The following is a 25,929-nucleotide window of genomic DNA, read 5'->3' as shown; positions in this document are numbered from 1 at the left end:
GCCGGCACTAGCGCCACGGCGCCGAGGGTGCGTTTGAGGAGCACGCGCCGGCCGGGGTCAGGACGATCCAGCGTACTCATGGCCAGGCCGGACGGCAGATCGGAAAACCGCTGACGCAACGCCTGGGCCTTCTGCCAGGCTTGCTCATGACTGGCGCAGCTGTCGCGCCACCGTTGCAAGTTGACGCGGTCCTGCTCATTGGCGCTGCCGGACTCCACAAGCGCGAGCCATTGCGCCGCCGCTCGCACCACTTGCCGCGCATCCGGCGCCTGCGCGTTCACAGGTCCACCATCAAGCAATGCTCGTAGGCGTGCGCCATGTAGCGTTTGATCGTGCGCTCCGACACCTGCAGACGCTCGGCGATCTGTGAGTAAGTCAGGCCTTCCAGCTGGCTCCACAAAAATGCGCGTCTTACCGCCCTCGGCAGCCCGTCGAGCAACTCATCCAGCGCTTGCAGGGTTTCCAGCAGCAGCCAGCGCTGTTCCGGTGACGGCGCGGTTGCTTCGTCCATTAACGCCAACGCGGCCAGATAAGCCTGTTCAAGACTGCGGCGCTGATAGAAATTACTCAGCAGGCGCCTGCCGACGGTCAGCAGATAGGCACGGGGTTCTTGCAGGTCGGCGATCCGTTGCGAACTGGCGAGCAGACGCACAAACGTATCCTGGCTCAGGTCCGCCGCATCACAGCCATTGCCCAGGCGTCCACGCAACCAGCCTTCCAGCCAGCCACGGTGATCGCGGTACAGGTCGTGAAGGGTTTGCTCCTTCGGCATCGCAGCATCACTCATCTCAAGAAGCCCTGTGCCGGGAGTTATCGTAAATGAGAGTGATTCTAATTAATGTCCGAGCTGAGCACCAAGTCCTTTATGCGTTAGCGGGACAGAAAGCGGAGGTTCGCAAAAGTGTGAGGGCGGGAAAGGCAAATTTCAGACACAAAAAACCCCGGTCTTTCGACCAGGGCTTTTGCTATCGACTCGAAGATAACCAGCGGTTTTTCTTCGTAGCTCCAAGGCGTTCAGTGGGCCTTGAAGCAGATATGGCGCAGCGGACGGGACTCGAACCCGCGACCCCCGGCGTGACAGGCCGGTATTCTAACCGACTGAACTACCGCTGCGTATCGCTTTGGACTTTCGCCCAAGTAACTCATGTGACTGGAAGCTTCGAGGCTTCCAATCCCGAATCAGAAAAAATCTGACTCGTAAAATATGGCGCAGCGGACGGGACTCGAACCCGCGACCCCCGGCGTGACAGGCCGGTATTCTAACCGACTGAACTACCGCTGCGCGTCGGTGGAGGCTTTTCAGCTTCCCTCTTGCTTGCGCAAGAGTCTCAAGAAGTGGTGGGTGATGACGGGATCGAACCGCCGACATTCTGCTTGTAAGGCAGACGCTCTCCCAGCTGAGCTAATCACCCTTTGCTTCTCTGAGGCCGCGAAATTTACGCACCTAACAAAGCTAAGTCAATAGCAGGATTGGAGTTTTTTCAAAACAGCTTCAAGTCGCAAGCCGCAAGCCGCAAGCCGCAAGCGACAAGTAAAAGCGGGATTGCGTATTCAGTCCCAACAAAGGTCCGACATTACTTGAAGCTGCAAGCTGCAAGAAAAGCAGTGTTGCGTAAGCCGGCCTGACACCGACTGGTCGTTACTTGCAGCTTGAAGCTTGAAACTTGCAGCTCTACGTCTAGGCGTAGACCATCTTCTTGGTCATTCCACCATCCACCACAAACTCCTGCCCCGTGACAAATCCGGCATTCCTCGACAATAACCAGGCCACCATCGCCGCGACATCCTCGACCGTCCCTACCCTGCCCGCCGGATGTTGCGCATGGTCGGCATCGGATAAGGGTTCGGCGCGCCGCACCGAGGGATCGCGCGCATCGATCCAGCCTGGGCTGACGGCATTCACGCGAATCTCCGGGCCAAGGCTGATGGCCAACGCGTGCGTCAAAGCCAGCAGCCCGCCTTTGCTCGCGGCGTACGCCTCGGTGTCGGGCTCCGACTGCCCCGCTCGGGTCGAGGCCAGATTGACGATCGCCCCGCTGTGCGCGCGCAAGTACGGCGCGCAATGCTTGGCCAACAGCATCGGACCGCTGAGATTCACCGCCAGGACGCGGTTCCAGTACGCAAGATCGAGACTTTCCAGGGTGATGTTGTGCGGATCAGCCACGGCCGCATTGCACACCAGCGCATCCAGTCGACCGAATTGCCCCAGCACTTCGGCCACACCGAGCGCCACCTGACTTTCACTGGAAACGTCCATGGCGATGAACCAGGCGTTTTCGCCCAGCACTTTCGCCACTTTCGAACCGCGCTCACGGTCGAGGTCGGTCAACACCACCTGCCAGCCTTCGCTGATCAACCACGCGGCAATCCCCAGACCAATGCCACGCGCGGCACCAGTGACCAGCGCAACGCGGCCGTGGGTACCGGTCGTCGGTGTCGACAACTCGATCACAGGGCAGCCAGACCGCGCGCCAGGTCGGCTTGCAGGTCGGCCACATCTTCAAGACCGACCGCAATGCGGATCAGGCTGTCACGAATGCCCGCCGCTTCACGTTCTTGCGGCGCGAGACGGCCGTGAGAGGTTGTGCTCGGGTGAGTGATGGTGGTTTTGCTGTCGCCGAGATTGGCGGTGATCGAAATCAGCCGGGTCGCATCGATGAAGCGCCAGGCGCCCTCTTTGCCGCCCTTGACCTCAAAGCTCACCACGGCACCGAAACCTTTCTGCTGACGCAGGGCCAGCTCATGCTGCGGATGACTCTTGAGACCGGCGTAATGGACCTTCTCGATACCGTCCTGTTGCTCCAGCCACTCCGCGAGTTGCTGCGCGTTGGCGCAATGCGCCTTCATGCGCAGGCTTAAGGTTTCGAGGCCTTTGAGAAAAATCCAGGCGTTGAACGGGCTCAGGGTCGGCCCGGCGGTGCGCAGGAAGCCGACAACTTCCTTCATCTGCTCGCTACGACCGGCCACCACGCCGCCCATGCAACGACCCTGACCGTCGATGAACTTGGTCGCCGAATGCACGACGATGTCGGCGCCCATCTTCAGTGGCTGCTGCAAAGCCGGGGTGCAGAAGCAGTTGTCGACCACCAGCATTGCGCCCTTGGCATGAGCGATTTTCGCCAATTCGGCGATATCGACCAGCTCCGCCAGCGGGTTGGAAGGCGATTCGACAAATAGCAATTTGGTGTTCGCCTTGATCGCTGCGGCCCAGCCGGACAGGTCCGCCAAGGGCACGTAATCGACTTCAACGCCGAAGCGCTTGAAGTACTTCTCGAACAGGCTGATGGTGGAACCGAACACACTGCGCGACACCAGCACGTGATCACCGGCACTGCACAGGCTCATCACCACGGCCATGATCGCGGCCATGCCGGTGGCCGTGGCCACGGCTTGCTCGGCGCTTTCCAGCGCGGCGATTCGCTCTTCGAAAGCGCGCACGGTCGGGTTGGTGTAGCGCGAATAAACGTTGCCGGGCACTTCCCCGGCAAAGCGCGCGGCCGCGTCGGCGGCGGTGCGGAAGACGTAGCTGGAGGTGAAGAACATCGGATCACCGTGTTCGCCTTCCGGCGTGCGGTGTTGACCGGCGCGTACGGCCAGGGTGTCGAACGCTACGCCTTCGAGGTCGCTGTCCAGCCGACCGGCATCCCAATCCTGACTCATGCCGCTACTCCTTGATTCATTACTCTAATAAAAACGTACACCGTCTGTACGAGCGAGCTTGCTCCGGGCGGCGTTCCGACGATGCACGTCAACCATAACGCGTGCTTCCTGAATAAACGCGTGATCGTTGACGTTTTTCACGAGCAGGCTCGCGCCTACAGTGGCCAGCCGCGAGGTTGCCCGTTTATCAGTTGTTGTACAGATCGATGATCGCGCTGACGGCCTGGGTCTTGACCTTCGAGGCATCGTTACGCGCCTGCTCAATCTTGTTCAGGTAGGCCTCGTCAACGTCGCCGGTGACGTACTGGCCATCGAACACCGCGCAATCGAACTTGTCGATCTTGATCTTGCCGCCACCGACCGCTTCGATCAAGTCAGGCAAGTCCTGATAAATCAGCCAGTCGGCGCCGATCAGGTCGGCCACGTCCTGGGTCGAGCGATTGTGCGCGATCAACTCGTGGGCGCTCGGCATGTCGATGCCGTAGACGTTCGGGTAGCGAACGGCCGGTGCCGCGGAGCAGAAGTAGACATTCTTGGCGCCGGCTTCACGGGCCATCTGGATGATCTGCTTGCAGGTGGTGCCGCGCACGATCGAGTCGTCCACCAGCATCACGTTCTTGCCGCGGAATTCCAGCTCGATGGCGTTGAGCTTCTGCCGTACGGATTTTTTCCGTGCTGCCTGGCCCGGCATGATGAAGGTCCGGCCGATGTAGCGGTTCTTGACGAAGCCTTCACGAAACTTGACGCCCAGGTGGTTCGCCAGCTCCAGCGCTGCGGTGCGGCTGGTGTCGGGAATTGGGATGACCACGTCGATGTCGTGATCCGGACGCTCGCGCAGAATCTTGTCAGCGAGTTTTTCACCCATGCGCAGGCGCGCCTTGTAGACCGAGACGCCGTCGATGATCGAGTCCGGACGCGCCAGGTAGACGTGTTCGAAAATGCACGGAGTCAGGTACGGATTGGTCGCGCACTGACGGGTGTGCAGCTTGCCGTCTTCGGTAATGTAGACCGCTTCGCCCGGCGCCAGGTCGCGAATCAGGGTGAAACCGAGCACGTCAAGGGACACGCTCTCCGAGGCGATCATGTACTCGACGCCTTCGTCGGTGTGACGCTGGCCGAAGACGATCGGACGGATGCCGTGCGGGTCGCGGAAACCGACGATGCCGTAACCGGTCACCATGGCCACGACCGCGTAACCGCCAACGCAGCGGTTGTGCACGTCAGTGACGGCCGCGAACACGTCTTCCTCGGTCGGCTGCAACTTGCCGCGCTGGGCCAGTTCGTGAGCGAACACGTTAAGCAACACTTCCGAATCGGAATTGGTGTTGACGTGGCGCAGGTCAGATTCGTAAATCTCCTTGGCCAGTTGTTCAACGTTGGTCAGGTTACCGTTGTGCGCCAGGGTGATGCCGTAAGGCGAGTTGACGTAAAACGGTTGCGCTTCGGCCGAGGTCGAGCTGCCTGCGGTCGGGTAACGCACATGGCCGATACCCATGTGCCCGACCAGGCGTTGCATGTGACGCTGATGGAACACGTCACGCACCAGACCATTGTCCTTGCGCAGGAATAACCGGCCGTCATGGCTGGTCACGATACCGGCAGCGTCCTGGCCGCGGTGCTGGAGTACGGTTAGCGCGTCATACAGCGCCTGATTGACGTTCGACTTACCGACGATACCGACGATGCCACACATGCGACGCAACCCCTACTTTATGGATCTGAACTGAACAGCACTCACTGAGGCGTTTTCGCCGTCGGCAAGAGCTGTTCCTTGAACGGTATTTCAGCGGGTACGCTGATACCGCTGGCAAGCCACTGACTGCTCCACCCAAGGATCAGGTTTTTGGACCAGTCTGCGACCAATAGAAATTTTGGCACGAGCTGCGACTGCTGCCACCACTCGTCCTGCTGTACCGGCCCAAGGCTCAACAGCCCGACTGCCACGACCACCAGCAGCACGCCACGCGCAGCGCCGAAGGCCATGCCGAGAAATCGATCGGTCCCCGACAGCCCGGTGACGCGTACCAATTCGCCGATAAGATAATTGATCATTGCGCCCACGATCAGTGTGGCGACAAACATGATTGCGCAACCCGCTATCACGCGAGCCGATGGCGTTTCGATGTATCCGGCTAGGTGCTCGGACAATGCACCGCCGAACATCCAGGCGACGACTCCTGCGATGATCCAGGTCACCAGCGATAATGCTTCTTTTACGAAGCCGCGGCTCAGACTGATCAATGCGGAGATGGCGATGATTGCAACGATCGCCCAGTCAACCCAGGTAAATGGCACAGTGCAGCCTACAGACAGATAAGGCGGCGCATTTTAGCAGAGCCGGTGCTGATCGGTAAGCGGCGATTAGCAGTGCATTTCAAATCGGGGTGATAGCTTTAACCCTATCGAAACCGCAGGCTTCCTGTAGCAACTGGACCAGCCTGAGTCCTGGAGCAGCTCTTGTAGCAGCTGGCGAAGCCTGCGTCTTGTAGCAGCTCTTGTAGCAGCTGGCGAAGCCTGCGTCCGTAGCAGCTCTTGTAGCAGCTGGCGAAGCCTGCGTCCGTAGCAGCTCTTGTAGCAGCTGGCGAAGCCTGCGTCCGTAGCAGCTCTTGTAGCAGCTGGCGAAGCCTGCGTCCGTAGCAGCTCTTGTAGCAGCTGGCGAAGCCTGCGTCCGGCCGTGCAGCAGTCGCCGATCGGAGGGGGGGGGGTGCCTGATGTACCGAGTCGTCTGAATTACCTTACGACTGCTGCGCAGCCGGACGCAGGCTTCGCCAGCTGCTACAAAACGCAGGCTTCGCCAGCTGCTACGGGGCGCGGGCTGCTACACGGTGCGTTAGCCGCGCTCTGGCTGGAAGCGCACGACGAAACCCTTGAGGTTTTGCTGGCGGTTGAGCAGATCACGCAGACGGTCAGCTTCGGCGCGCTCGATCAGCGGCCCGACAAACACCCGATTCTTGCCATCGGCGGTGCGGATATAGGCGTTGTAGCCTTGGCTGCGCAGGGTTTTCTGCAAATTTTCCGCACTGGCACGGTTTGCCAGACTTGCCAGCTGCACCGACCAGCTGACCGACAGGCCATTGGCATCGACACGGCTCTGCGTGGCGTCAGGCTTCCCTGGCGCAGCAGTGATGGGCTGGCTTGGCGCGGTAGTGGGTTTGTTGACGGGCGCAACAGCGGCAGGCGCAGGGGGCGGCGTCACCGGTTTGGCAACGGGTGCAGGCGCTACGGGAGCAGCAGGCGCAGCCGGTGCGATTGGCATCGTCGGCTCTTCCTGCTGGGCGATTTCGGCATCGCTCGGCACCGGTTCCTGAGGCAGGGCCTGCGGCTCAGGCACCACCACTGGCTCGACCTGCACCTGCGGCACGACAGGCGCCTGCGGAGCAGTCGGGGCTTCAACGGTCACCTGGCGCTGTTCATCCTGGCGAGAGAACAGCATTGGCAGGAAAATCACCGCCAGCGCAACCAGAACCAGAGCGCCAACCATGCGTTGCTTGTAAGCCTTATCCAGCAATGCCATTTGCGGCTTCCTCCGTGGCGCGCCGGGCCAGCCATTCAAGGGCCTCGGCGACACAATAAAATGATCCGAACAACAGAATCTCATCGTCGCTCGTCGCTTGCGCGCACTGCCCTTCCAAAGCGGCGGTGACGCTGTCATACGACGTTACTGAAGCACCAAGGTTCTGCAACGCCGCGTACAAATCGGCGACCGGCCGTGTCCGCGCAGAATCCAGCGGCGCAACAGCCCAGTGCTGGACACTACCATTCAGTTCGCCGACAACGCCATCCAGGTCCTTGTCCGCGAGCAAGCCAAATACCGCCAGACGCTGGCCGGCCGGTGGTCGACTGGCCAGACGACGGGCCAGGTATTCGGCAGCGTGCGGATTATGTCCCACGTCCAGCAACAGATTCAGACGCTTGCCCTGCCACTCGAACTGGCGCCGATCGAGTCGACCGACCACTCGCGTGGCTTTCAGCGCCTGAATGATCTGCTCATCCACCCACGGCAAACCGAGCACTAGATAAGCCTGCAACGCCAGAGCGGCGTTTTCCATCGGTAAATCGAGCAATGGCAGGTCACGCAATTCAACGGCTTGACCTTGCGCATCGACACCGCGCCATTGCCAGTTGTGATCGGTCACGCCAAGGTCGAAATCACGCCCACGCAGAAAGAACGGGCATGCCAGCTCGCGCGCCTTTTCCAGCAGCGGCAGTGGAGGATTCAGATCGCCGCACAGCGCAGGCGCGCCGGGACGGAAGATGCCGGCCTTTTCGTAGGCCACCGATTCACGGGTGTCGCCCAGGTAATCGGCATGATCGACGCCGATACTGGTGACCAGTGCGATGTCGGCGTCCACTACGTTGACCGTGTCCAGACGCCCGCCCAGCCCGACTTCAAGCACTACGGCATCCAGCGCTGACTGTTGAAACAACCAGAATGCCGCCAGGGTTCCCATCTCGAAATAGGTCAGTGACGTGTCACCACGCCCCGCTTGCACTGCGGCAAAGGCTGCGCACAGTTCGGCGTCAGTGGCTTCGACGCCATCGACCTGGACCCGCTCGTTGTAGCGCAGCAAATGCGGAGAATTGTAGACACCTACTTTCAGGCCCTGGGCCCGCAGCAATGCTGCCACGAACGCACAGGTAGAACCTTTGCCGTTGGTGCCTGTGACCGTGATCACCCGAGGCGCCGGCTTGCCCAGTCCCATGCGGGACGCTACCTGTTGCGAGCGCTCAAGACCCATGTCGATGGCCGAAGGATGCAACTGCTCAAGGTAGGCGAGCCACTCGCCAAGGGTACGTTCGGTCATAGGTCGGCAGGCACCGGCGGAACCACGATTGGCTCGACAGGGGCAGCTACAAACTTCGGCGTCGGCTGGCCGGTCAATTGCGCCAGCAGGTTGCCCAGACGCGGACGCAGTTCCTGACGATGGATGATCATGTCGATTGCGCCGTGCTCCAGCAGAAATTCGCTGCGCTGGAAACCTTCCGGCAGTTTTTCGCGCACGGTTTGCTCGATCACGCGCGGACCGGCAAAGCCGATCAGGGCTTTCGGCTCGCCGACAATCACGTCACCGAGCATCGCCAGGCTGGCGGAAACACCGCCGTACACCGGATCGGTCAGCACCGAGATGAAAGGGATGCCCTCTTCACGCAGACGCGCCAGTACCGCCGAGGTCTTGGCCATTTGCATCAGGGAGATCAGGGCTTCCTGCATCCGCGCGCCACCGGAAGCGGCGAAGCAGATCATCGGGCATTTGTTTTCCAGCGCGTAGTTGGCAGCGCGGACAAAACGCTCACCGACGATCGCACCCATCGAACCGCCCATGAAGGAAAACTCGAACGCCGAAACGACGACAGGCATGCCGAGCAAGGTGCCGCTCATGGAAATCAGCGCATCCTTTTCGCCGGTCTGCTTTTGCGCAGCGGTGAGGCGGTCCTTGTACTTCTTGCCGTCGCGGAATTTCAGACGATCAACCGGCTCCAGATCCGCGCCCAGCTCGTTGCGGCCTTCGGCGTCGAGGAAAATGTCAATGCGGGCGCGGGCGCCGATGCGCATGTGGTGGTTGCACTTGGGGCAGACGTCCAGGGTCTTTTCCAACTCGGGACGGTACAGCACCGCTTCGCAAGACGGGCATTTGTGCCACAGACCTTCAGGCACCGAGCTCTTCTTGACCTCGGAACGCATGATCGAAGGGATCAGTTTGTCTACTAACCAGTTGCTCATGCTTTCTTTCTCCAGTACCGGCGGCCCGAACGCTCTGGTTCGCAGCCCCGCGTATGCCCTTGAGCTAAATTCATGTGTGTGCGGCGATGATTGCGAGAGGCCGGATCAGCTACAACGTGACCTGCGTACCTCCCAAAAACCCTCAGCCATGCCTGTGGACGGCGGCAGTGTGCCAGCCGTCACATCAGGTAATGCGTGTTGCCTTGATGAATGCGTGAATCTTTGCGTGATCCTTGATGCCCTTGCTGGCTTCCACCCCGCCGCTGACGTCCACCGCATAAGGCCGGACCCGGGCAATCGCTTCGGCGACGTTGTCCGGCGTCAGGCCACCGGCGAGGATGATCGGCTTGCTCAAGCCTTGCGGTATCAGAGACCAGTCGAACGCCTCACCGGTTCCGCCCGGCAGGCCTTCGACATAGGCATCCAGCAAGATGCCGCTGGCACTCGGAAAAGCGTCACACGCAGCCGCAATATCGTCGCCCGCCTTGACCCGCAACGCCTTGATGTACGGCCGATGCCAGCCTTCACAGTCCTCGGCAGTTTCGTCGCCGTGGAACTGCAGCAGGTCCAGCGGTACGGCATCAAGGATTTCTCCCAGCTCGCAGCGGCTGGCATTGACGAACAGACCCACGGTAGTCACGAACGGCGGCAGCGCCTTGATGATCGAGCGCGCCTGCTGGAACGTCACTGCTCGCGGGCTCCTGGCGTAGAACACAAAACCGATGGCATCGGCCCCGGCCTCGACCGCCGCCAACGCATCTTCCATGCGGGTAATCCCGCAAATCTTGCTGCGAACGGCTGACATGTCGATAAAACCTCAGGCCAAATCAGTGAAAGTCCCGGATGGTAACAAATGCGCCGGAGGGCGTCAGCCGTCAAGTTCGGCGAAACCGGTCAGGAAGTGTGGGCCGATGTAACGCTCGGGCAATTCGAACTCGTCACGGTACTCGACCTGCACCAGATACAGGCCGAACGGATGGGCCGTAACGCCGCCGGAACGGCGAATGCGACTGTCCAGAACCTCCTTCATCCACTCCACCGGCCGCTCGCCGGTGCCAATCGTCATCAATACGCCGGCGATGTTACGCACCATGTGATGCAGGAAAGCGCTGGCGCGGATGTCGAGGACGATCATCTTGCCGTGGCGCGTGACGCGCAGGTGATGGAGTTCCTTGACCGGCGATTTGGCCTGGCACTGACCCGCACGAAAGGCGCTGAAATCGTGCGTCCCGACCAGGTACTGCGCTGCCTCGGCCATGCGCTCGACATCGAGCGGGCGATGGTTCCAGGTGATTTCCTGGTTCAGGTGCGCCGGGCGAATCTGGTCGTTGTAGATGACGTAGCGATAACGCCGGGCAATTGCCTTGAAGCGCGCGTGGAAATGCGCCGGCATGACTTTCGCCCAGGTGACGCTGACATCGTGGGGCAGATTGATGTTGGCGCCCATGACCCACGCTTTCATCGACCGCTCGACCGGGGTGTCGAAATGCACAACCTGCCCGCAGGCGTGTACACCAGCGTCCGTGCGCCCGGCGCAGAGTAACGAAACTGGCGAGTCGGCAACCTTGGACAAGGCGTTTTCAAGGGTTTCCTGCACGGTGAGCACACCGGACGCCTGACGCTGCCAGCCGCGGTAGCGCGAGCCTTTGTATTCAACGCCCAACGCGATCCGGAATAAGCCCTCGGGCGCCATTTCGGCGCCCGGATTATCTATGTTTGCCAAGGGGTACAGCCTGCTGATGATCGCAAAGGCGGGCATTATAAGGCCGCCTCGCGGGGATGCCAGTGCATCAGCGCAGAAACAAAAACGGCAGCCCAATGGGCTGCCGTCTGATTATTGCCTGTTGTCGATCAAGCCAGGCGCGAGAGCATCTCCCTGGCTTCGCTCTTCTGACCGTCATCCCCCTCACCAACCACTTCGTTGAGGATGTCGCGGGCACCATCGGCGTCGCCCATGTCAATATAGGCCTGCGCCAGATCGAGTTTGGTCGCGACTTCGTCGGTGCCCGAGAGGAAATCGAAGTCCGGCTCGTCCGCAGCGGAGGCCAACGCGTCTTCTTCGGTGAACGTTGGCTCGGCCATGCTCTGCGAGAGGCGATCAAGCTCGGCGTTGACGTCGTTGAGCTCGGCGGCAAACGCGTCCGGCGCATCCATCTCATCTGCCAGCGACAGGTCGAAATCAGCTGGCAGCTCCAGATCATCCAGCGCTGGCTCAGGAGCAGCCTTCACTTCCGTGCCCTGCAGATCCTTGGGCTCATCATCCAGACTGAGCAGGAAGTCGTCCTCGGCCAGTGTCGCCGCAGACGGCTCATTGCCGAGGTCCATGTCCAGATCGAAATCCGACAGGTCGTCCAGATTTTCTTTGCCTTGAGACTGCTCTTGCAGCACCGAGGCAAAGCTAAGGTCGTCGTCCAGCGCAAACTCGTCGAGTTCGGCGGCAGGCTCGGGCGTTAGCGCAGGCTCTGGCGTAACAACGGCAGGCGAGGCAGTTTCCAGATCATCAAGGCTCAGGTCGAAGGCGCTATCGAAATCGTCCTCTGCCGCTGGCGGCGCGGGCTCCTGCGGCTCGTCCAGCAGCAGATCCTTGACGTATTGCGCGTCCAGCTCAGCAGCCATAGCCGCCGCCGCAATGCCACCGGCGGCGACAACAGCCATGGCCGGGAAGCGAGTTTTCAGCTCTTCGACACGGGCGAAGTTTTCGCCGTTGGCAACGAGCTGACGCTCCTGGCTCACGAACGCATCACGGTCGCCCTGCTGGCCGTAGACTTCCATCAGCTTCAAGCGCAAGTCACTGCGCTGAGGCTCTTCCTTGATGCCATCTTCGAGCAACGCAGCGGCCTGATTCAAGCGACCGGCAGCGATGTGCGACTCGGCCTTGGTCAGCACGTCGGCATCAGGATCGCCGGATGGCGCGACCAATGGCGCGGCAATCGGCTGCGTAACGATAACCGGCGCAATCACCGGCGCTGGTGTCGGCACTGGTACTGGCGCAGGAGTCGGTGTGGCGAGCTTCACGCTCGGTGGCGGAACTTCGAGACCTTCGAAGCTGCTTTCCGGCAGGTCGTGTTCGGCCGCGAACTCTTGCTCTTCGGACAGCGCGCGAGCCATGCGCAGGTGTTTTTCCGCTTCCTGCTGGGCTTTGCGGCGACGGGCAAGTAACAGCAGCAGCAGAAGCAGAAGCACGGCACCGCCACCAATCAGGCCGAGGAGCACCGGATTGGTCAGGAGGTCATTGAATTTTTGCTCCTCGGACGCCGTCGGAGCAGGCTCGACAGGAGCTGGCGTCGGCGTTTCGGCAGGAGCCGGAACAGCCTCGGGGGCAGCCGCCGTCTCAGGTGCTGGCGTTGCCGGCACAGCGTCTGTCGGAACGGTTGCAGGGTTGGGCGTCAATTCAGCCGAGATCACCGGTACGGTTTCTACGGCGCCGGCAGCATCCGGGGTGCCGGCAGGCGCGGCAGCATCGGCGGCGCCTCCAGCCTGCAACTTGGCCAGTTGGTTGTTTTTCAGTTCGATCAGGCGCTGCAGCTTGTCCAACTGACTTTGCAGATCGGTCATGCGGCTTTTCAGCTCGGCATTGTCACGACGGGTGGTGTCGAGGCTTTCCTGCGTCACCGCCAGCTTGTTGTTCAACGCTTTGGCATCGCCGCCCGCACCTGCAGCACCGGCCTTGGCCGCTTCGGCAGAAACCAGGCTCAGTTTGTCTTGGGCGGGCTGCGTCGGGGCGCCGTCGTTGCGAGCACGGTTGGTGGCATCAAGTTGCTGCTGGCCGGCACCGGCCTTAGGGGTATAACGACGACCCTGACGCCAAGCGGTGTTCTGCGCGGCCACTTCGGCCACAGCTGCCGGTTGCGCGAGGCTGGTGCTTTGGGTCTGATCTGGCAGGCGCAGCACCTGACCGGTTTTCAACAGGTTGATGTTGCCGTTGATGAAGGCATCCGGGTTCAGCGCCTGGATCGCCAGCATGGTCTGCTGGATCGAGCCGCCATTACGCGCCCTAGCAGCGATTTCCCACAGGGTATCGCGCGGCGTGGTGGTGTATTCAGTGGTCTTGGTCGCACCGGTGACCGGCGCAGTGGCGGTTTGCGACGGTGCCGGTTGCGCAGCCGCGTCAGCAGTCTGCGGCGAGAATTTGGACGGATCAAGCAGCACGCTGTAATCACGCAACAAGCGGCCGTTAGGCCACGTTACCTGAACGAGGAATTTGAACATCGGTTCGGACAACGGCTTGCTGGACGTCACGCGCAGAATGCTTTTACCACCGGGATTGAGCACCGGGGTGAAGCTCAGGTCATTGAGGAACGCCTGACGGTCGACCCCTGCCCTGACAAAATCTTCGGGATACCCCAGGCTCGGCACCACTTCGGCAGCGGTGAGATCCTTGACGTCGAGCAATTCGATTTCGGCGTCCAGCGGCTGGTTCACCGACGACTTCAGGGTCAGTTCCCCGAGGCCGAGGGCATGCGCCATACCGGAGGACAGCGCCGAGGCGGCCGCTATTGCTAACACCAGTTTGCGAACTTGAACCATAGCCTCATCCTTTGTTTGAACATTCCTCGGCCAGCGAGAAGGTGTTGATTGGTCGCTGCCGTAAGGCATTGCGCGCGGTGCGGCGAAAAGTCGTCGCGCGCGATCGTTTCGTTCGTGGCCCGGCAAGCCCCGCAGGGTGACTCGCCAGGTGCATCTGGCAAAGCATAGCGCCCGGCGAGAGTCATCCTGCCAATTGTTTCAAGTATCTTTTACAGCAGGTCTTTTATCAACAATTCAGCCACCTGCACAGCATTCAGCGCCGCGCCTTTGCGCACGTTATCTGACGTCAGCCACATATTTAGTTCCGACGGGTCGTCGATTCCCGTACGAACCCGACCAACGTAGACCACGTCTTGGCCGACCGCATCACCGACTGCAGTCGGGTAGTCACCGGTCTCGACAAGCTCTAGACCGGGGGCCGCTTCCAGAGCCGCGTTGACTTTCGCCAGGTCAACCGCATTCGCTGACTGTAATGTCACGCTATAGCTATCGCCAAAAAACACCGGGGCTTGAATGCAAGTCACGGAAATCTTCAATGAAGGCAGGGCGATGACCTGCCGCAGTTCACGCACCAGACGCTTTTCCAGCAGCGTATGGCCCTGCTCGTCCGGTTTGCCGACCTGCGCCAGCAGGTTGAACGCCATTTGCCGATCGAAGAAAGTCGGCTCCAGCGGGCGTACGTTGAGCAACTCCGCAGTTTGCCGAGCCAGTTCGGTCACCGCTTCCCGGCCCTGGGCGGAAACAGCCAGCGCGGCCGTCAGATTGATGCGTTGCAGATCAAGCAAACCGAGCAACGGTGCCAGCACCACCGCGAGCGTGGTGGCCGCCGGGCTTGGGCTGCTGACCTGAAACGGATGTTTGAGACCAAGGAGCATGGCTGCGTTGGCCTCAGGCACCACTTGCGGCGCCTGATCGGCCGGCAAGGCGCCGGACAGGTCGATCACCGAGCAACCGGCTGCCGTGGCACGCGGGGCGAAACTCAAGGTAACTGCCGGGCCTGCCGCAAAAAACACAAGCTGCACTTTGCTGAACTCGAACGCGTCGACTTCTCGCACTCGCACGTTCTTCCCGCGAAAGGGTACTGAATGCCCGGCCGACTCACTGCTGGCCAACAGGTGCAGGTCGCCCACCGGGAAATCGCGCTCCTCGAGGATCTGCACAAGTGTTTCGCCGACAGTTCCGGTGGCGCCGATCACGGCAATATCAAAGGACTGGCTCATGGTTTGACCTCTGGCGAAACGGGGGGAGCGGCACTTTACCGGGTGGGTGGCGTACAGGCAATTTCTGGGCGCACCCTTGTAGCAGCTGCCGAAGGCTGCGTCCGAGGACTACGCCCTCGTACTGCCATCTTTTCAGTCAATTCAGAGCATCGCGAGCTTGGTTTTACGACTGCTTCGCAGCCGGACGTCCGAACGCGGCCCGAGGCTTCGCCAGCAGATACAGTCAACAGGTCGATAGGGAGCATAAAAAACCCGCGACTCTTGCAAGGCGCGGGCTCTTTTATTGCCTCGATCGATCAACGCTCAAGCAGAATCCGCAGCATGCGGCGCAGCGGTTCGGCCGCGCCCCACAGCAGTTGGTCGCCGACGGTGAAGGCGCCCAGATACTGCGTGCCCATGTTCAGCTTGCGCAGACGGCCCACTGGCACATTCAGGGTGCCGGTGACCTTGTTCGGGCTCAGCTCCTGGATGCTCGCCTCGCGGTTGTTCGGCACCAGTTTGACCCACGGGTTGTGCTGACTGATCAACCCTTCGATGTCGGCGATCGGCACGTCCTTGTTCAGCTTGATGGTCAGCGCCTGGCTGTGGCAGCGCATCGCGCCGATGCGCACGCAGATGCCGTCGACCGGGATCGGGTTCTTGAAACGACCGAGAATCTTGTTGGTTTCGGCCTGGGCCTTCCACTCTTCGCGGCTCTGACCGTTCGGCAGTTCCTTGTCGATCCATGGGATCAGGCTGCCGGCCAACGGTACGCCAAAGTTTTCCGTCGGGTACGCGTCGCTGCGCATGGCCTCGGCGACACGGCGGTCGATGTCGAGGATGGCGCTGGCCGGATCGGCCAGTTGATCAGCCACCGCCGCGTGGGTTGCACCCATTTGTTTGATCAGCTCACGCATGTTCTGCGCGCCGGCACCGGACGCAGCCTGATAGGTCATGGCGCTCATCCACTCGACCAGACCGGCTTCAAACAGCCCACCGAGGCCCATCAGCATCAGGCTGACGGTGCAGTTGCCGCCAATGTAGTTCCTGGTGCCGGCATCCAGCTGCTGGTCGATGACCTTGCGGTTCACCGGGTCCAGCACGATCACGGCATCATCCTGCATGCGCAGGCTGGACGCCGCGTCGATCCAGTAACCCTGCCAGCCGGCTTCGCGCAGTTTCGGGAAGACTTCGCTGGTGTAGTCGCCACCCTGGCAGGTCAGAATCACGTCGAGGGTTTTCAGCTCTTCAATGCTGTAAGCGTCCTTGAGCGGAGCAATGTCCTTGCCCACGGACGGGCCTTGGCCACCGACATTGGAAGTGGTGAAAAACACCGGCTCGATTAGATCGAAATCCTGCTCTTCCAGCATCCGCTGCATGAGCACGGAACCGACCATACCGCGCCAACCGATCAGACCTACACGTTTCATCGCAACTACACCTTCTTGAAAAGTGGGCCGCTGCCTTGTACTGAATTTCGCAGCGGGCCCGAGAGATTACAGATTCCGCAGCGCGGCGACTACTGCGTCGCCCATTTCCTGCGTACCGACTTTAGTGCAACCGGTCGACCAGATATCACCGGTGCGCAGGCCCTGATCCAGCACCAGGCTCACGGCTTTCTCGATGGCATCCGCCGCGTCCTGCTGGTTGAAGCTGTAACGCAGCATCATCGAAACCGACAAAATGGTCGCCAGCGGGTTGGCAATGCCTTGCCCTGCGATGTCCGGCGCGGAACCGTGGCACGGCTCGTACATGCCTTTGTTGTTGGCATCCAGCGAGGCCGACGGCAGCATGCCGATGGAACCGGTGAGCATCGACGCCTGGTCGGACAGGATGTCGCCAAACAGGTTGTCGGTGACGATCACATCGAACTGCTTCGGCGCGCGCACCAGCTGCATGGCGGCGTTGTCGACATACATGTGACTGAGTTCGACGTCCGGGTAGTCCTTGGCCACTTGCTCGACGATCTCGCGCCACAATTGGCTGGACGCCAGTACGTTGGCCTTGTCGACCGAGCAGACTTTCTTGCCGCGCACCCGGGCCATATCGAAACCGACACGGGCGATCCGGCGGATTTCGCTTTCGCTGTACGGCAGCGTGTCGTAAGCCTGACGCTCACCGTTTTCCAGGGTGCGGGTGCCGCGTGGCGCGCCGAAGTAGATGCCGCCGGTCAGCTCACGGACGATCAGAATATCCAGGCCGGCAACGATTTCCGGTTTCAGGCTCGACGCTTCGGCGAGTTGCGGATAAAGGATGGCCGGACGCAGGTTGCCGAACAGGCCCAGTTGCGCACGGATCTTCAGCAGACCACGCTCCGGGCGGATGTCGCGCTCGATGGTGTCCCATTTCGGACCGCCCACGGCGCCCAGCAGCACGGCGTCGGCGGCACGGGCGCGATCGAGGGTTTCATCGGCCAGCGGTACGCCGTGCCTGTCGATGGCGGCGCCACCGATCACGTCGTGGCTGAGCTCGAAACCGAGGCTGTACTTGTCGTTCGCCAGTTCCAGCACTTTGACCGCTTCGGCCATGATTTCCGGACCAATACCGTCGCCCGGGAGAATCAGAATCTGCTTGCTCATGCGTTCCTCATGTCTTCAGTCGGTGCGTCATGAACTGACGCGCCCGGAAAAATTCTTGTGGTTCTAAAACTGTTTTTCAGCCCAGAGCACGATCACATCTGTACTGAACGAGCCATCGGCCTCAATCTCAAAATAATCGCGCACTTCGTTGCCCATCGATTGCTGCAACTCGCGAATCGCCGCGCGCATCACCGCTGGCGTGCGCATGCGCTCGACCCACGAGCTGAACTCCAGACGCAGCCGTTGACGCGCGGTGCTGCGGGTATGCAACCCCGCTTCACTGACCTGGCGCAACCACTCGCCGGCAGAATAATCACGCACGTGGCTGGTGTCGCGCAGCACTTCGACACTCTGCAGATAAGTGTCGAACAGGGGACTGCCCGGCGACAACACATCGATGAACGCCGCTACACCGCCCGGTTTCAGCACCCGACGCACTTCGCGCAGGGCCAGTCCGAGATCGCTCCAATGGTGCGCCGAATAACGGCTGAAGACGAAGTCGAATTCACCGTCGGCAAACGGCAGGCGCTCAGCGGCGCCGTGAACGGTGCTGATGTTAGCCAGATCACGATCCACTGCGGCCGCTGCGACGACATCAAGCATTTGTTGCGACAAATCGTAGGCGACCACTTCCTTGACCAGCGCGGCGACGTGAAAACTGACGTGGCCGGCGCCGCAACCCAGGTCCAGCACACGGGCACTGCCCTGCCCGGCCAGCTCTGCCTGTAACAGTGCGAATTCGGTGCCCTGAGCGTGCACGGCGCTGCTCAGATAGGCGGTGGCCTGTTCACCAAATTGCTTCTGGACGACCTGGGTGTGTTGGGCGGTGCTGGTCATGGTCACATCCTGTATTTGTGTTGTTTGGGCTGGCCCCTTCGCGAGCAGGCTCGCTCCCACACTTGGAATGCATTTCAAAGGTGGGAGCGAGCCTGCTCGCGAAGGGGCCGGCCCTGACTACATCAATCTCGAATCATTATGCGTCGCGGAACAACCACGGCTGACTAACCCGATGCTTGGCCTCAAACGTCGCAATCGCATCACCGTCCTGCAAGGTCAGGCCGATATCGTCCAGACCATTCAACAGGCAGTGCTTGCGGAACGCATCGATCTCGAAGCTGTACACCTTGCCATCCGGACGGGTCACGGTTTGCGCCTGCAGATCTACCTGCAATTGATAGCCCGGTTCGGCCTCAACCTGCTTAAACAATTCATCGACTTCAGCGTCGCCCAAGATGATCGGCAACAAGCCGTTCTTGAAGCTGTTGTTGAAGAAGATGTCGGCATAACTCGGCGCGATGATGCTGCGGAAACCGTATTCTTCCAAGGCCCATGGCGCGTGTTCACGGCTGGAACCGCAACCGAAGTTTTCCCGCGCCAGCAACACGCTGGCGCCTTGATAACGCTCGGCGTTGAGGACGAAATCCTTGTTCAACGGGCGCTTGGAGTTGTCCTGATACGGCTGCCCGACATCCAGATAACGCCACTCATCGAACAGGTTAGGACCGAAACCGGTGCGCTTGATCGACTTCAGAAACTGCTTGGGGATGATCTGGTCGGTGTCGACGTTGGCACGATCCAGAGGCGCGACAAGTCCAGTGTGCTGGGTAAAAGCTTTCATGCTGCGCTCCTTTAGATCAATTCACGAACATCGACAAAACGACCATTCACGGCGGCGGCGGCGGCCATGGCCGGGCTCACCAGGTGGGTACGGCCACCGGCGCCCTGACGACCTTCGAAGTTGCGGTTCGAGGTGGACGCGCAATGCTCGCCTGACTCCAAACGGTCCGGATTCATCGCCAGGCACATCGAGCACCCCGGCTCGCGCCATTCAAAACCGGCTTCGAGGAAAATCTTGTCGAGACCCTCGGATTCCGCCTGCGCTTTGACCAGGCCCGAGCCCGGCACCACGATCGCCTGTTTGATCGTCGAGGCAACTTTGCGACCTTTGGCGATCACCGCGGCGGCGCGCAAATCTTCGATCCGCGAGTTGGTGCAGGAACCGATGAATACGCGGTCCAACTGGATATCGGTGATCGCCTGATTGGCGGTCAAGCCCATGTACTTCAAGGCGCGCACGATCGAATCGCGTTTGACCAAGTCCATTTCCTTCGCAGGGTCGGGCACATTCTGGTCGACAGCCAGGACCATCTCGGGCGAGGTGCCCCAGCTGACTTGTGGCTTGATCTGCGTGGCGTCGAGCTCGACCACGGTGTCGAAATTCGCGTCCGCGTCGGACACCAGCTCCTTCCAGGCCTCGACAGCCAGATCCCACTCCGCGCCTTTCGGGGCGAACGGACGGCCCTTGACGTAGGCCACGGTTTTTTCATCTGCTGCCACCAGACCGACGCGAGCGCCGGCCTCGATAGACATGTTGCAGATGGTCATGCGCCCTTCGACGGAGAGATCGCGAATCGCGCTGCCGGCGAATTCGATCGCGTGGCCATTACCGCCGGCCGTGCCGATCTTGCCGATCACCGCGAGGACGATGTCCTTGGCGGTCACACCGAACGGCAACCGGCCTTCGACCGAGACCAGCATGTTCTTCATTTTCTTGGCGACCAGGCACTGCGTGGCGAGCACATGCTCGACCTCGGAGGTGCCGATACCGTGAGCCAGCGCGCCAAATGCGCCGTGGGTCGAGGTGTGGGAATCGCCGCAGACCACGGTCATGCCCGGCAAGGTCGCGCCCTGCTCCGGGCCGATGACGTGGACGATGCCCTGGCGAATGTCATTCATCTTGAATTCGACAATGCCGTATTCATCGCAGTTGTCGTCAAGGGTCTGAACCTGCAAACGCGAGACCTGATCGGCAATGGCTTCGATGCCGCCCTTGCGCTCCGGCGTCGTCGGTACGTTGTGATCCGGGGTCGCGATGTTGGCATCGATGCGCCACGGCTTGCGCCCGGCAATGCGCAGGCCTTCGAAGGCTTGCGGCGACGTCACTTCATGAATGATGTGACGATCGATGTAGATCAGCGCAGAGCCATCGTCGCGCTGTTTGACCAAATGCGAATCCCAGAGCTTGTCGTAGAGCGTTTTGCCGGCCATCAGACGTTTTCCTCATCAGCGTATTTCTATGCCCCGGGCTTCGAGAAGCTCAATAACCCTTTGGCTTGTGAGGTCGATCCTAGGGGGTTACATTAAATAACTCAAATTCATATTTTTTATGCTTTGGATAACCAACTGGAATACAAATGGACCTCGCCAATCTCAACGCCTTCATTGCCATCGCCGAAACCGGCAGCTTCTCCGGCGCGGGTGAACGACTGCACCTGACGCAGCCGGCCATCAGCAAGCGCATCGCCGGGCTTGAGCAGCAATTGAAGGTACGACTGTTCGATCGATTGGGCCGTGAGGTCGGCCTGACCGAGGCTGGACGCGCCTTGCTGCCCCGGGCTTACCAGATTCTCAATGTACTGGACGATACGCGGCGGGCGCTGACCAATTTGACCGGTGAAGTGACCGGCCGCCTGACCCTGGCCACCAGTCACCACATCGGCCTGCACCGTTTGCCGCCGGTATTACGCGCCTTCACTCGCCAATACCCACAGGTCGCGCTGGATATTCAATTCCTTGATTCGGAAGTAGCCTACGAGGAAATCCTCCACGGCCGTGCGGAACTGGCGGTAATCACCCTGGCGCCCGAACCGCACAATCTGGTCAAGGCCACGCCGGTGTGGGACGACCCGCTGGATTTTGTAGTTGCCCCTGAACATTCGTTGATCAGCAACGGTGCGGTCAGCCTGGCCGACATCGCGCTGCACCCCGCCGTGTTTCCCGGCGGCAACACCTTTACTCACCATATCGTCCAGCGCCTGTTCGAAGCCCAGGGGCTGACGCCGAACATCGCCATGAGTACCAATTACCTGGAAACCATAAAGATGATGGTCTCCATCGGCCTCGCCTGGAGCGTGCTGCCGCGCACGATGCTCGACGATCAGGTCGCAAGCATTCCATTGCCGGGCATACAGCTCACTCGCCAGCTAGGCTATATCGTACACACCGAACGGACGCTGTCGAACGCTGCGAAAGCCTTTATGGCTTTGCTGGATGCGCAAATCGATCTGCCAGGGACTAAAGGCTGAGTTGTGCTACTCCTATAGAGCCAGGATTCCCGGTCACTCACGTCTCAATCAGTTCAAGGCTCGTAGCCAATGCCGAAATCGTTTGACCGTACGCCGCCGATGCCCCGCATCCAGGCCATCGACCCGCGACACTCCGAACAGAGCTGGGAAAGTGCCCCGCAATTGCTGGCCGCCCTCAACGGCGCGCGTCTGGGTGCCTGGTATTGGGACATCGAGCGCGGGCAGATCAGTTGGTCACGGGGCACCCAGGCTTTATTCGGCTTCGATCCGCGCCAACCGTTGCCCAAGGATCTGGAATACCTCGACCTGCTGCCCCCCGAAGACCGCGCAAAGACGGTGCGCGCGTTCCACGCGGTGATTGCCGGGGCGCCACTGGCACAGGCGATGCATCACCGCATTCGCTGGCCCGACGGCAGCCTGCACTGGCTGGAGATCAGCGGCAGCTTGCTGCCGGACAAACACGGGCGTCCGCGGATGATCGGCGTGATCCGCGAAATCACCCATCAGCGCCAGCGCGAACAGGCGCTGAGCAGCTCGGAAAAACGCTTTGCGACGCTGTTTCATCTGTGCCCGAACATGGTCTTGCTGACCCGCCAGGAAGACGGCCTGATCAGCGAGGCCAATCAGTATTTCGAAAGCCTGTTCGGCTGGCCGGTGCAGGATGCGATCGGTCGCACCACGCTCGAACTCGGCCTGTGGGTGCACCCGGAACAACGGGCGGCGCTGGTCATTGCCACCAAGGCCAAGGGTGAGTTGACCAGCATGGAAGTGCAGTTTCGTGCCAGCAACGGGCAGATCCACGACGGCATTCTCAGCGCACAGAAAGTCGAACTTGAAGGCCAGCCATACTTACTCAGCACGTTCCTCGACACCACTGAGCGCAAGGTCGCCGAACATGCGCTCAAGGACAGCCAGGAGCGCCTCGACCTGGCGCTGAATTCGGCGCAGTTGGGCACCTGGGACTGGCACATTCCCAGCGGCATGCTCTACGGCTCGGCGCGGGCCGCGCAATTGCATGGCCTTGAAGCCAAACCTTTTCATGAATCGTTCGAAGCGTTTTTCGAGGGGGTCCCCGGTGAGGAACGCGAGAGCATGCGCGATGCTTATCGCAGCCTGCGCGAGGGTCCGGCCGGCAACTATCAATTAACCTACCGCGTGCAGTTGCCCGATGGCAGTTCGCGCTATCTGGAAAGCCGCGCGCGCCTGTATCGCGACGACGACGGCGTCCCATTGCGCATGGCCGGCACGTTGCTGGACATCACCGATCAAGTGGAGCGCGAGCAGAAACTGGTCGCCTCTGAAGAGAAGTTCGCCACGCTGTTTCAGGTCAGCCCGGACCCGATCTGCGTGACGCAGCAGGACACTGGCCAATTCATCGAGATCAATTCGAGTTTTTCCCAGACTTTCGGCTGGAGCACCACCGAAGTGATCGGTCGCAGCGCCGACGAAATCGGCCTGTGGGACGCATCGGCGAAAAGCCTGCGGCGCATCGAACAGGTCATCCGCGAACAGGGCCTGAACAATGTCGCCATCCACGTTCAGCACAAGGATGGCCAAGTGTTGACCTGCGTGATTTCCAGCCGACAGATCAGCGTCGGCGACCAGCCATGCATCGTCACCACCTTGCGCGACATCACCCAGCAGCAGCGCTTCGAGGCTGCGCTCAAGGCCAGCGAAGAGAAGTTCGCCAAAGCTTTCCACTCAAGCCCCGACGCCATCACCATCACCGAACGCGACACCGGACGCTATCTGGAAGTCAACGATGGTTTCTGTCGCCTGACGGGCTATCGCGCAGACGAGGTGCTGGGGCGCACGGTGCATCAGGTCGGCATCTGGGCCGACGAAAAACAGCGTTCGGCGCTGCTGGCCGAGCTGCAACTCAAAGGCCGTGTGCATCACCAGGAAATGCTCGCGCACAACAAGCGTGGCGACCTGTTGACCGTCGAAGTGTCGGTGGAACCGATCACACTCAATGAAAACGCCTGCCTGTTATTAACCGCGCGGGACGTCAGCCTGCTGAAAAATGCCGAGGCGCAGATTCGTCATCTGGCTTATCACGATCCGCTGACCAACCTGCCCAACCGCGCGCTGCTGATGGATCGCCTGAGCCAGCAGATCGCGCTGTTGAAACGGCATAATCTGCGCGGCGCATTAATGTTTCTCGATCTCGACCACTTCAAGCACATCAACGACTCACTGGGTCACCCCGTGGGCGACACAGTGCTGAAAATCATTACCGCGCGCCTCGAGGCGAGCGTGCGCATGGAAGACACCGTGGCGCGACTCGGTGGCGACGAATTCGTGGTACTGCTCAGTGCTCTGGAAGGGTCGCGCAACGAAGTCAGTGATCAGGTGCTGGAACTGGCAGACACCCTACGCGAACTGCTCTCGGAACCGATGTTCCTGGACGGTCAGCGTTTGCAAGTGACGCCGAGTATCGGCATCGCGCTGATTCCCGATCATGGTTCGACCCCGACCGATCTGCTCAAGCGAGCGGACATCGCGCTGTATCGCGCCAAGGACTCGGGTCGCAATACCGCGCAGATGTACCACAACGCCATGCAGAAAGCTGCGAGCGAGCGCCTGCGCATGGAAACCGACTTGCGCCTGGCCCTCTCCCGCGGCGAATTCCGCGTGCATTACCAGCCTCAGATTGATGCTCGCGATGGCCGGATTGTCGGCGCCGAAGCGTTGGTGCGCTGGAATCACCCCGAGCTTGGCGCGCAATCGCCCCATGAATTCATCAAGGTGCTCGAAGACAGCGGACTGATTCTGGAGGTCGGCACCTGGATCGTCGATGAGGCCTGCAATGCCTTCAAACACTTGATCGAGCAAGACCTGATCGATCCACTGGATTTCAGCCTGTGCGTGAACATCAGCCCGCGCCAGTTTCGTCAGAACGATTTCGTCGAACGCATCGAGCACAGCCTCAGCAGCCACGGCCTGCCCTATTCGTTGCTGAAACTGGAGATCACTGAAGGCATCGTCATTCAGAACCTGGACGACACCATCGGCAAAATGCGCCGCCTGAAAAAACTCGGCGTCAGCTTCGCCATGGATGATTTCGGCACCGGATACTCCTCACTGACCTACCTCAAGCGCTTGCCGGTGGACACTCTGAAGATCGACCAGTCGTTCATCCGCGACGCCACCACAGACCCCAACGACGCCGAAATCATCCGCGCCATCGTCGCCATGGCCCGCAGCCTCGGCTTGAAAATAATCGCCGAAGGTGTTGAAACGACAGAGCAACTGGATTTTCTGCAGGGACTGGGGTGTCATTTCTATCAAGGCTATCTGCACAGCGCGCCGGTGCCAGTAGACGGGTTGCAGAAGCTGCTCCGATAACCTGCCGAACCTCGTCATCGCCCCTACGCCCACCCGTAGCAGCTGCCGAGCCTGCGAGGCTGCGTCCACCTGTAGCAGCTGCCGAGTCCGCGAGGCTGCGCCCACCTGTAGCAGCTGCCGAGCCCGCGAGGCTGCGTCCGGCGGCGAAGCCGTCGTCGTTTGGCGATCTCAGCGTTTCCGGCAGCCCTGAGGTTGACGGGTTTACGACGGCTTCGCCGCCGAACGCAGCCTCGCAGGCTCGGCAGCTGCTACAGGTGGACGCAGCCTCGCAGGCTCGGCAGCTGCTACAGAGCGCGATTTCAGGCAATAAAAAAGGGCGCCAATGGCGCCCTTTTTCTCGCTCACGCTTAGTGCTGCAGCGCGGGCTTTTCCGTCCCGTTGATCGGGATGCGTTTGGCTTTAGCCTCTTCCGGAATCACTCGCAGCAGATCAATGCTCAGCAAGCCGTTGCGCAGGTCGGCAGTCTTGATTTCGATATGATCCGCCAGACGGAACGACAGCTTGAAAGCGCGTTGCGCGATGCCTTGATGCAGGAAGGTCACGCCTTCAGTGGTATCGCGCTTGCCACCGCTGATGGTCAGCACACCTTTTTCCACTTGCAGTTCCAGGTCTTCTTCCTGGAAGCCCGCAGCGGCTACGACAATGCGGTACTGATCATCGCCATGTTTTTCAACGTTGTAAGGAGGGTAGCTGCTGCCTGGCTCGTTGCGCAGGGCAGTTTCGAACAGGTCGTTGAAACGGTCGAAACCTACCGAGGAACGGAACAGCGGGGCCATGGAAAATGCAGTAGTCATGATTAAATCTCCTGA

At 60.7% G+C, this 25,929-nt stretch carries 21 protein-coding genes and 3 tRNA genes; 2 read left to right on the top strand and 22 right to left on the bottom strand.

The window, feature by feature from the left end; all coding sequences use genetic code 11:
• The 21 genes from F8N12_RS23780 to leuC form a co-directional block, all read right to left on the bottom strand.
• Window positions 1-281 (bottom strand): DUF4880 domain-containing protein (locus F8N12_RS23780; RefSeq protein ID WP_150582548.1); only part of this gene is annotated, 281 nt, incomplete at its 3' end.
• Window positions 278-787 carry a sigma-70 family RNA polymerase sigma factor gene (locus tag F8N12_RS23775; RefSeq protein WP_150582547.1) on the bottom strand — a complete coding sequence of 170 codons (510 nt, stop codon included), beginning with the start codon at window positions 785-787 and terminating at the stop codon, window positions 278-280. The genes F8N12_RS23780 and F8N12_RS23775, both read right to left, overlap by 4 nt.
• Window positions 788-1,036: 249 nt before the next feature.
• A tRNA-Asp gene (locus F8N12_RS23770) sits at window positions 1,037-1,113 on the bottom strand.
• A 92-nt stretch (window positions 1,114-1,205) separates the two neighbouring features.
• Window positions 1,206-1,282 (bottom strand) — tRNA-Asp (locus tag F8N12_RS23765).
• 54 nt (window positions 1,283-1,336) lie between these two features.
• Window positions 1,337-1,412 (bottom strand) — tRNA-Val (locus F8N12_RS23760).
• A gap of 266 nt (window positions 1,413-1,678) precedes the next feature.
• On the bottom strand, window positions 1,679-2,452 hold the full coding sequence (locus F8N12_RS23755; RefSeq protein WP_150582546.1) for an SDR family oxidoreductase: 774 nt from the start codon (window positions 2,450-2,452) through the stop codon (window positions 1,679-1,681).
• A complete protein-coding gene (locus tag F8N12_RS23750) occupies window positions 2,449-3,660 on the bottom strand; it encodes an O-succinylhomoserine sulfhydrylase (protein WP_150582545.1) in 1,212 nt (403 codons plus the stop codon). Before F8N12_RS23750 ends, F8N12_RS23755 begins: the two co-directional genes overlap by 4 nt.
• Window positions 3,661-3,847: 187 nt before the next feature.
• Complete coding sequence (purF, locus tag F8N12_RS23745; RefSeq protein WP_150582544.1) at window positions 3,848-5,353, bottom strand: amidophosphoribosyltransferase; 1,506 nt, start codon at window positions 5,351-5,353, stop codon at window positions 3,848-3,850.
• A 41-nt stretch (window positions 5,354-5,394) separates the two neighbouring features.
• Window positions 5,395-5,955, bottom strand: a complete 561-nt coding sequence (locus F8N12_RS23740; RefSeq protein ID WP_150582543.1) for a CvpA family protein — start codon at window positions 5,953-5,955, stop codon at window positions 5,395-5,397.
• A 535-nt stretch (window positions 5,956-6,490) separates the two neighbouring features.
• Window positions 6,491-7,174, bottom strand: a complete 684-nt coding sequence (locus F8N12_RS23735; protein ID WP_150582542.1) for an SPOR domain-containing protein — start codon at window positions 7,172-7,174, stop codon at window positions 6,491-6,493.
• Window positions 7,158-8,465, bottom strand: a complete 1,308-nt coding sequence (folC, locus tag F8N12_RS23730; protein ID WP_150582541.1) for a bifunctional tetrahydrofolate synthase/dihydrofolate synthase — start codon at window positions 8,463-8,465, stop codon at window positions 7,158-7,160. Before folC ends, F8N12_RS23735 begins: the two co-directional genes overlap by 17 nt.
• Window positions 8,462-9,382, bottom strand: coding sequence for an acetyl-CoA carboxylase, carboxyltransferase subunit beta (gene accD / locus F8N12_RS23725; protein ID WP_150582540.1), 921 nt, complete (start codon window positions 9,380-9,382; stop codon window positions 8,462-8,464). The genes folC and accD overlap by 4 nt, the downstream gene beginning before the upstream one ends.
• Before the next feature lie 184 nt (window positions 9,383-9,566).
• On the bottom strand, window positions 9,567-10,187 hold the full coding sequence (locus F8N12_RS23720) for a phosphoribosylanthranilate isomerase (RefSeq protein ID WP_150582539.1): 621 nt from the start codon (window positions 10,185-10,187) through the stop codon (window positions 9,567-9,569).
• 63 nt (window positions 10,188-10,250) lie between these two features.
• Complete coding sequence (truA, locus tag F8N12_RS23715; protein WP_191623214.1) at window positions 10,251-11,075, bottom strand: tRNA pseudouridine(38-40) synthase TruA; 825 nt, start codon at window positions 11,073-11,075, stop codon at window positions 10,251-10,253.
• Between the two features lie 158 nt (window positions 11,076-11,233).
• Window positions 11,234-13,909: a FimV/HubP family polar landmark protein gene (locus F8N12_RS23710; RefSeq protein ID WP_150582538.1), complete on the bottom strand. Its 2,676-nt coding sequence runs from the start codon at window positions 13,907-13,909 to the stop codon at window positions 11,234-11,236.
• A gap of 209 nt (window positions 13,910-14,118) precedes the next feature.
• On the bottom strand, window positions 14,119-15,129 hold the full coding sequence (locus F8N12_RS23705) for an aspartate-semialdehyde dehydrogenase (RefSeq protein WP_150582537.1): 1,011 nt from the start codon (window positions 15,127-15,129) through the stop codon (window positions 14,119-14,121).
• Between the two features lie 296 nt (window positions 15,130-15,425).
• Window positions 15,426-16,538, bottom strand: coding sequence for an aspartate-semialdehyde dehydrogenase (gene asd, locus F8N12_RS23700; protein WP_150582536.1), 1,113 nt, complete (start codon window positions 16,536-16,538; stop codon window positions 15,426-15,428).
• A gap of 66 nt (window positions 16,539-16,604) precedes the next feature.
• On the bottom strand, window positions 16,605-17,687 hold the full coding sequence (gene leuB, locus F8N12_RS23695) for a 3-isopropylmalate dehydrogenase (protein ID WP_150582535.1): 1,083 nt from the start codon (window positions 17,685-17,687) through the stop codon (window positions 16,605-16,607).
• A gap of 63 nt (window positions 17,688-17,750) precedes the next feature.
• Window positions 17,751-18,524, bottom strand: a complete 774-nt coding sequence (locus F8N12_RS23690; RefSeq protein WP_150582534.1) for a class I SAM-dependent methyltransferase — start codon at window positions 18,522-18,524, stop codon at window positions 17,751-17,753.
• 136 nt (window positions 18,525-18,660) lie between these two features.
• Window positions 18,661-19,305, bottom strand: a complete 645-nt coding sequence (gene leuD, locus F8N12_RS23685) for a 3-isopropylmalate dehydratase small subunit (RefSeq protein ID WP_150582533.1) — start codon at window positions 19,303-19,305, stop codon at window positions 18,661-18,663.
• Between the two features lie 11 nt (window positions 19,306-19,316).
• The gene (gene leuC / locus F8N12_RS23680) at window positions 19,317-20,735 is read right to left on the bottom strand and encodes a 3-isopropylmalate dehydratase large subunit (protein ID WP_150582532.1); all 1,419 of its coding nucleotides are present in this window, start codon (window positions 20,733-20,735) and stop codon (window positions 19,317-19,319) included.
• 146 nt (window positions 20,736-20,881) lie between these two features.
• On the opposite strand from leuC, the gene F8N12_RS23675 reads away from it, so the two are divergent.
• Entirely contained in the window at window positions 20,882-21,772 is an 891-nt protein-coding gene (locus F8N12_RS23675) for a LysR family transcriptional regulator (RefSeq protein ID WP_150582531.1), read from the top strand.
• Between the two features lie 69 nt (window positions 21,773-21,841).
• Window positions 21,842-25,120, top strand: coding sequence for a PAS domain S-box protein (locus F8N12_RS23670; RefSeq protein ID WP_150582530.1), 3,279 nt, complete (start codon window positions 21,842-21,844; stop codon window positions 25,118-25,120).
• A gap of 347 nt (window positions 25,121-25,467) precedes the next feature.
• Here the strand turns inward: F8N12_RS23670 and F8N12_RS23665 are convergent, their stop codons facing one another.
• Window positions 25,468-25,914, bottom strand: a complete 447-nt coding sequence (locus tag F8N12_RS23665; protein ID WP_150582529.1) for an Hsp20 family protein — start codon at window positions 25,912-25,914, stop codon at window positions 25,468-25,470.
• Window positions 25,915-25,929 lie beyond the last annotated feature (15 nt).

Origin of the sequence: Pseudomonas fluorescens (assembly GCF_902497625.1) — a bacterium.
Lineage (GTDB): Bacteria > Pseudomonadota > Gammaproteobacteria > Pseudomonadales > Pseudomonadaceae > Aquipseudomonas > Aquipseudomonas fluorescens_BQ.
The sequence above is the reverse complement of the archived record's forward strand: the minus strand, read 5'-3'. Positions and strand labels throughout refer to the sequence as shown.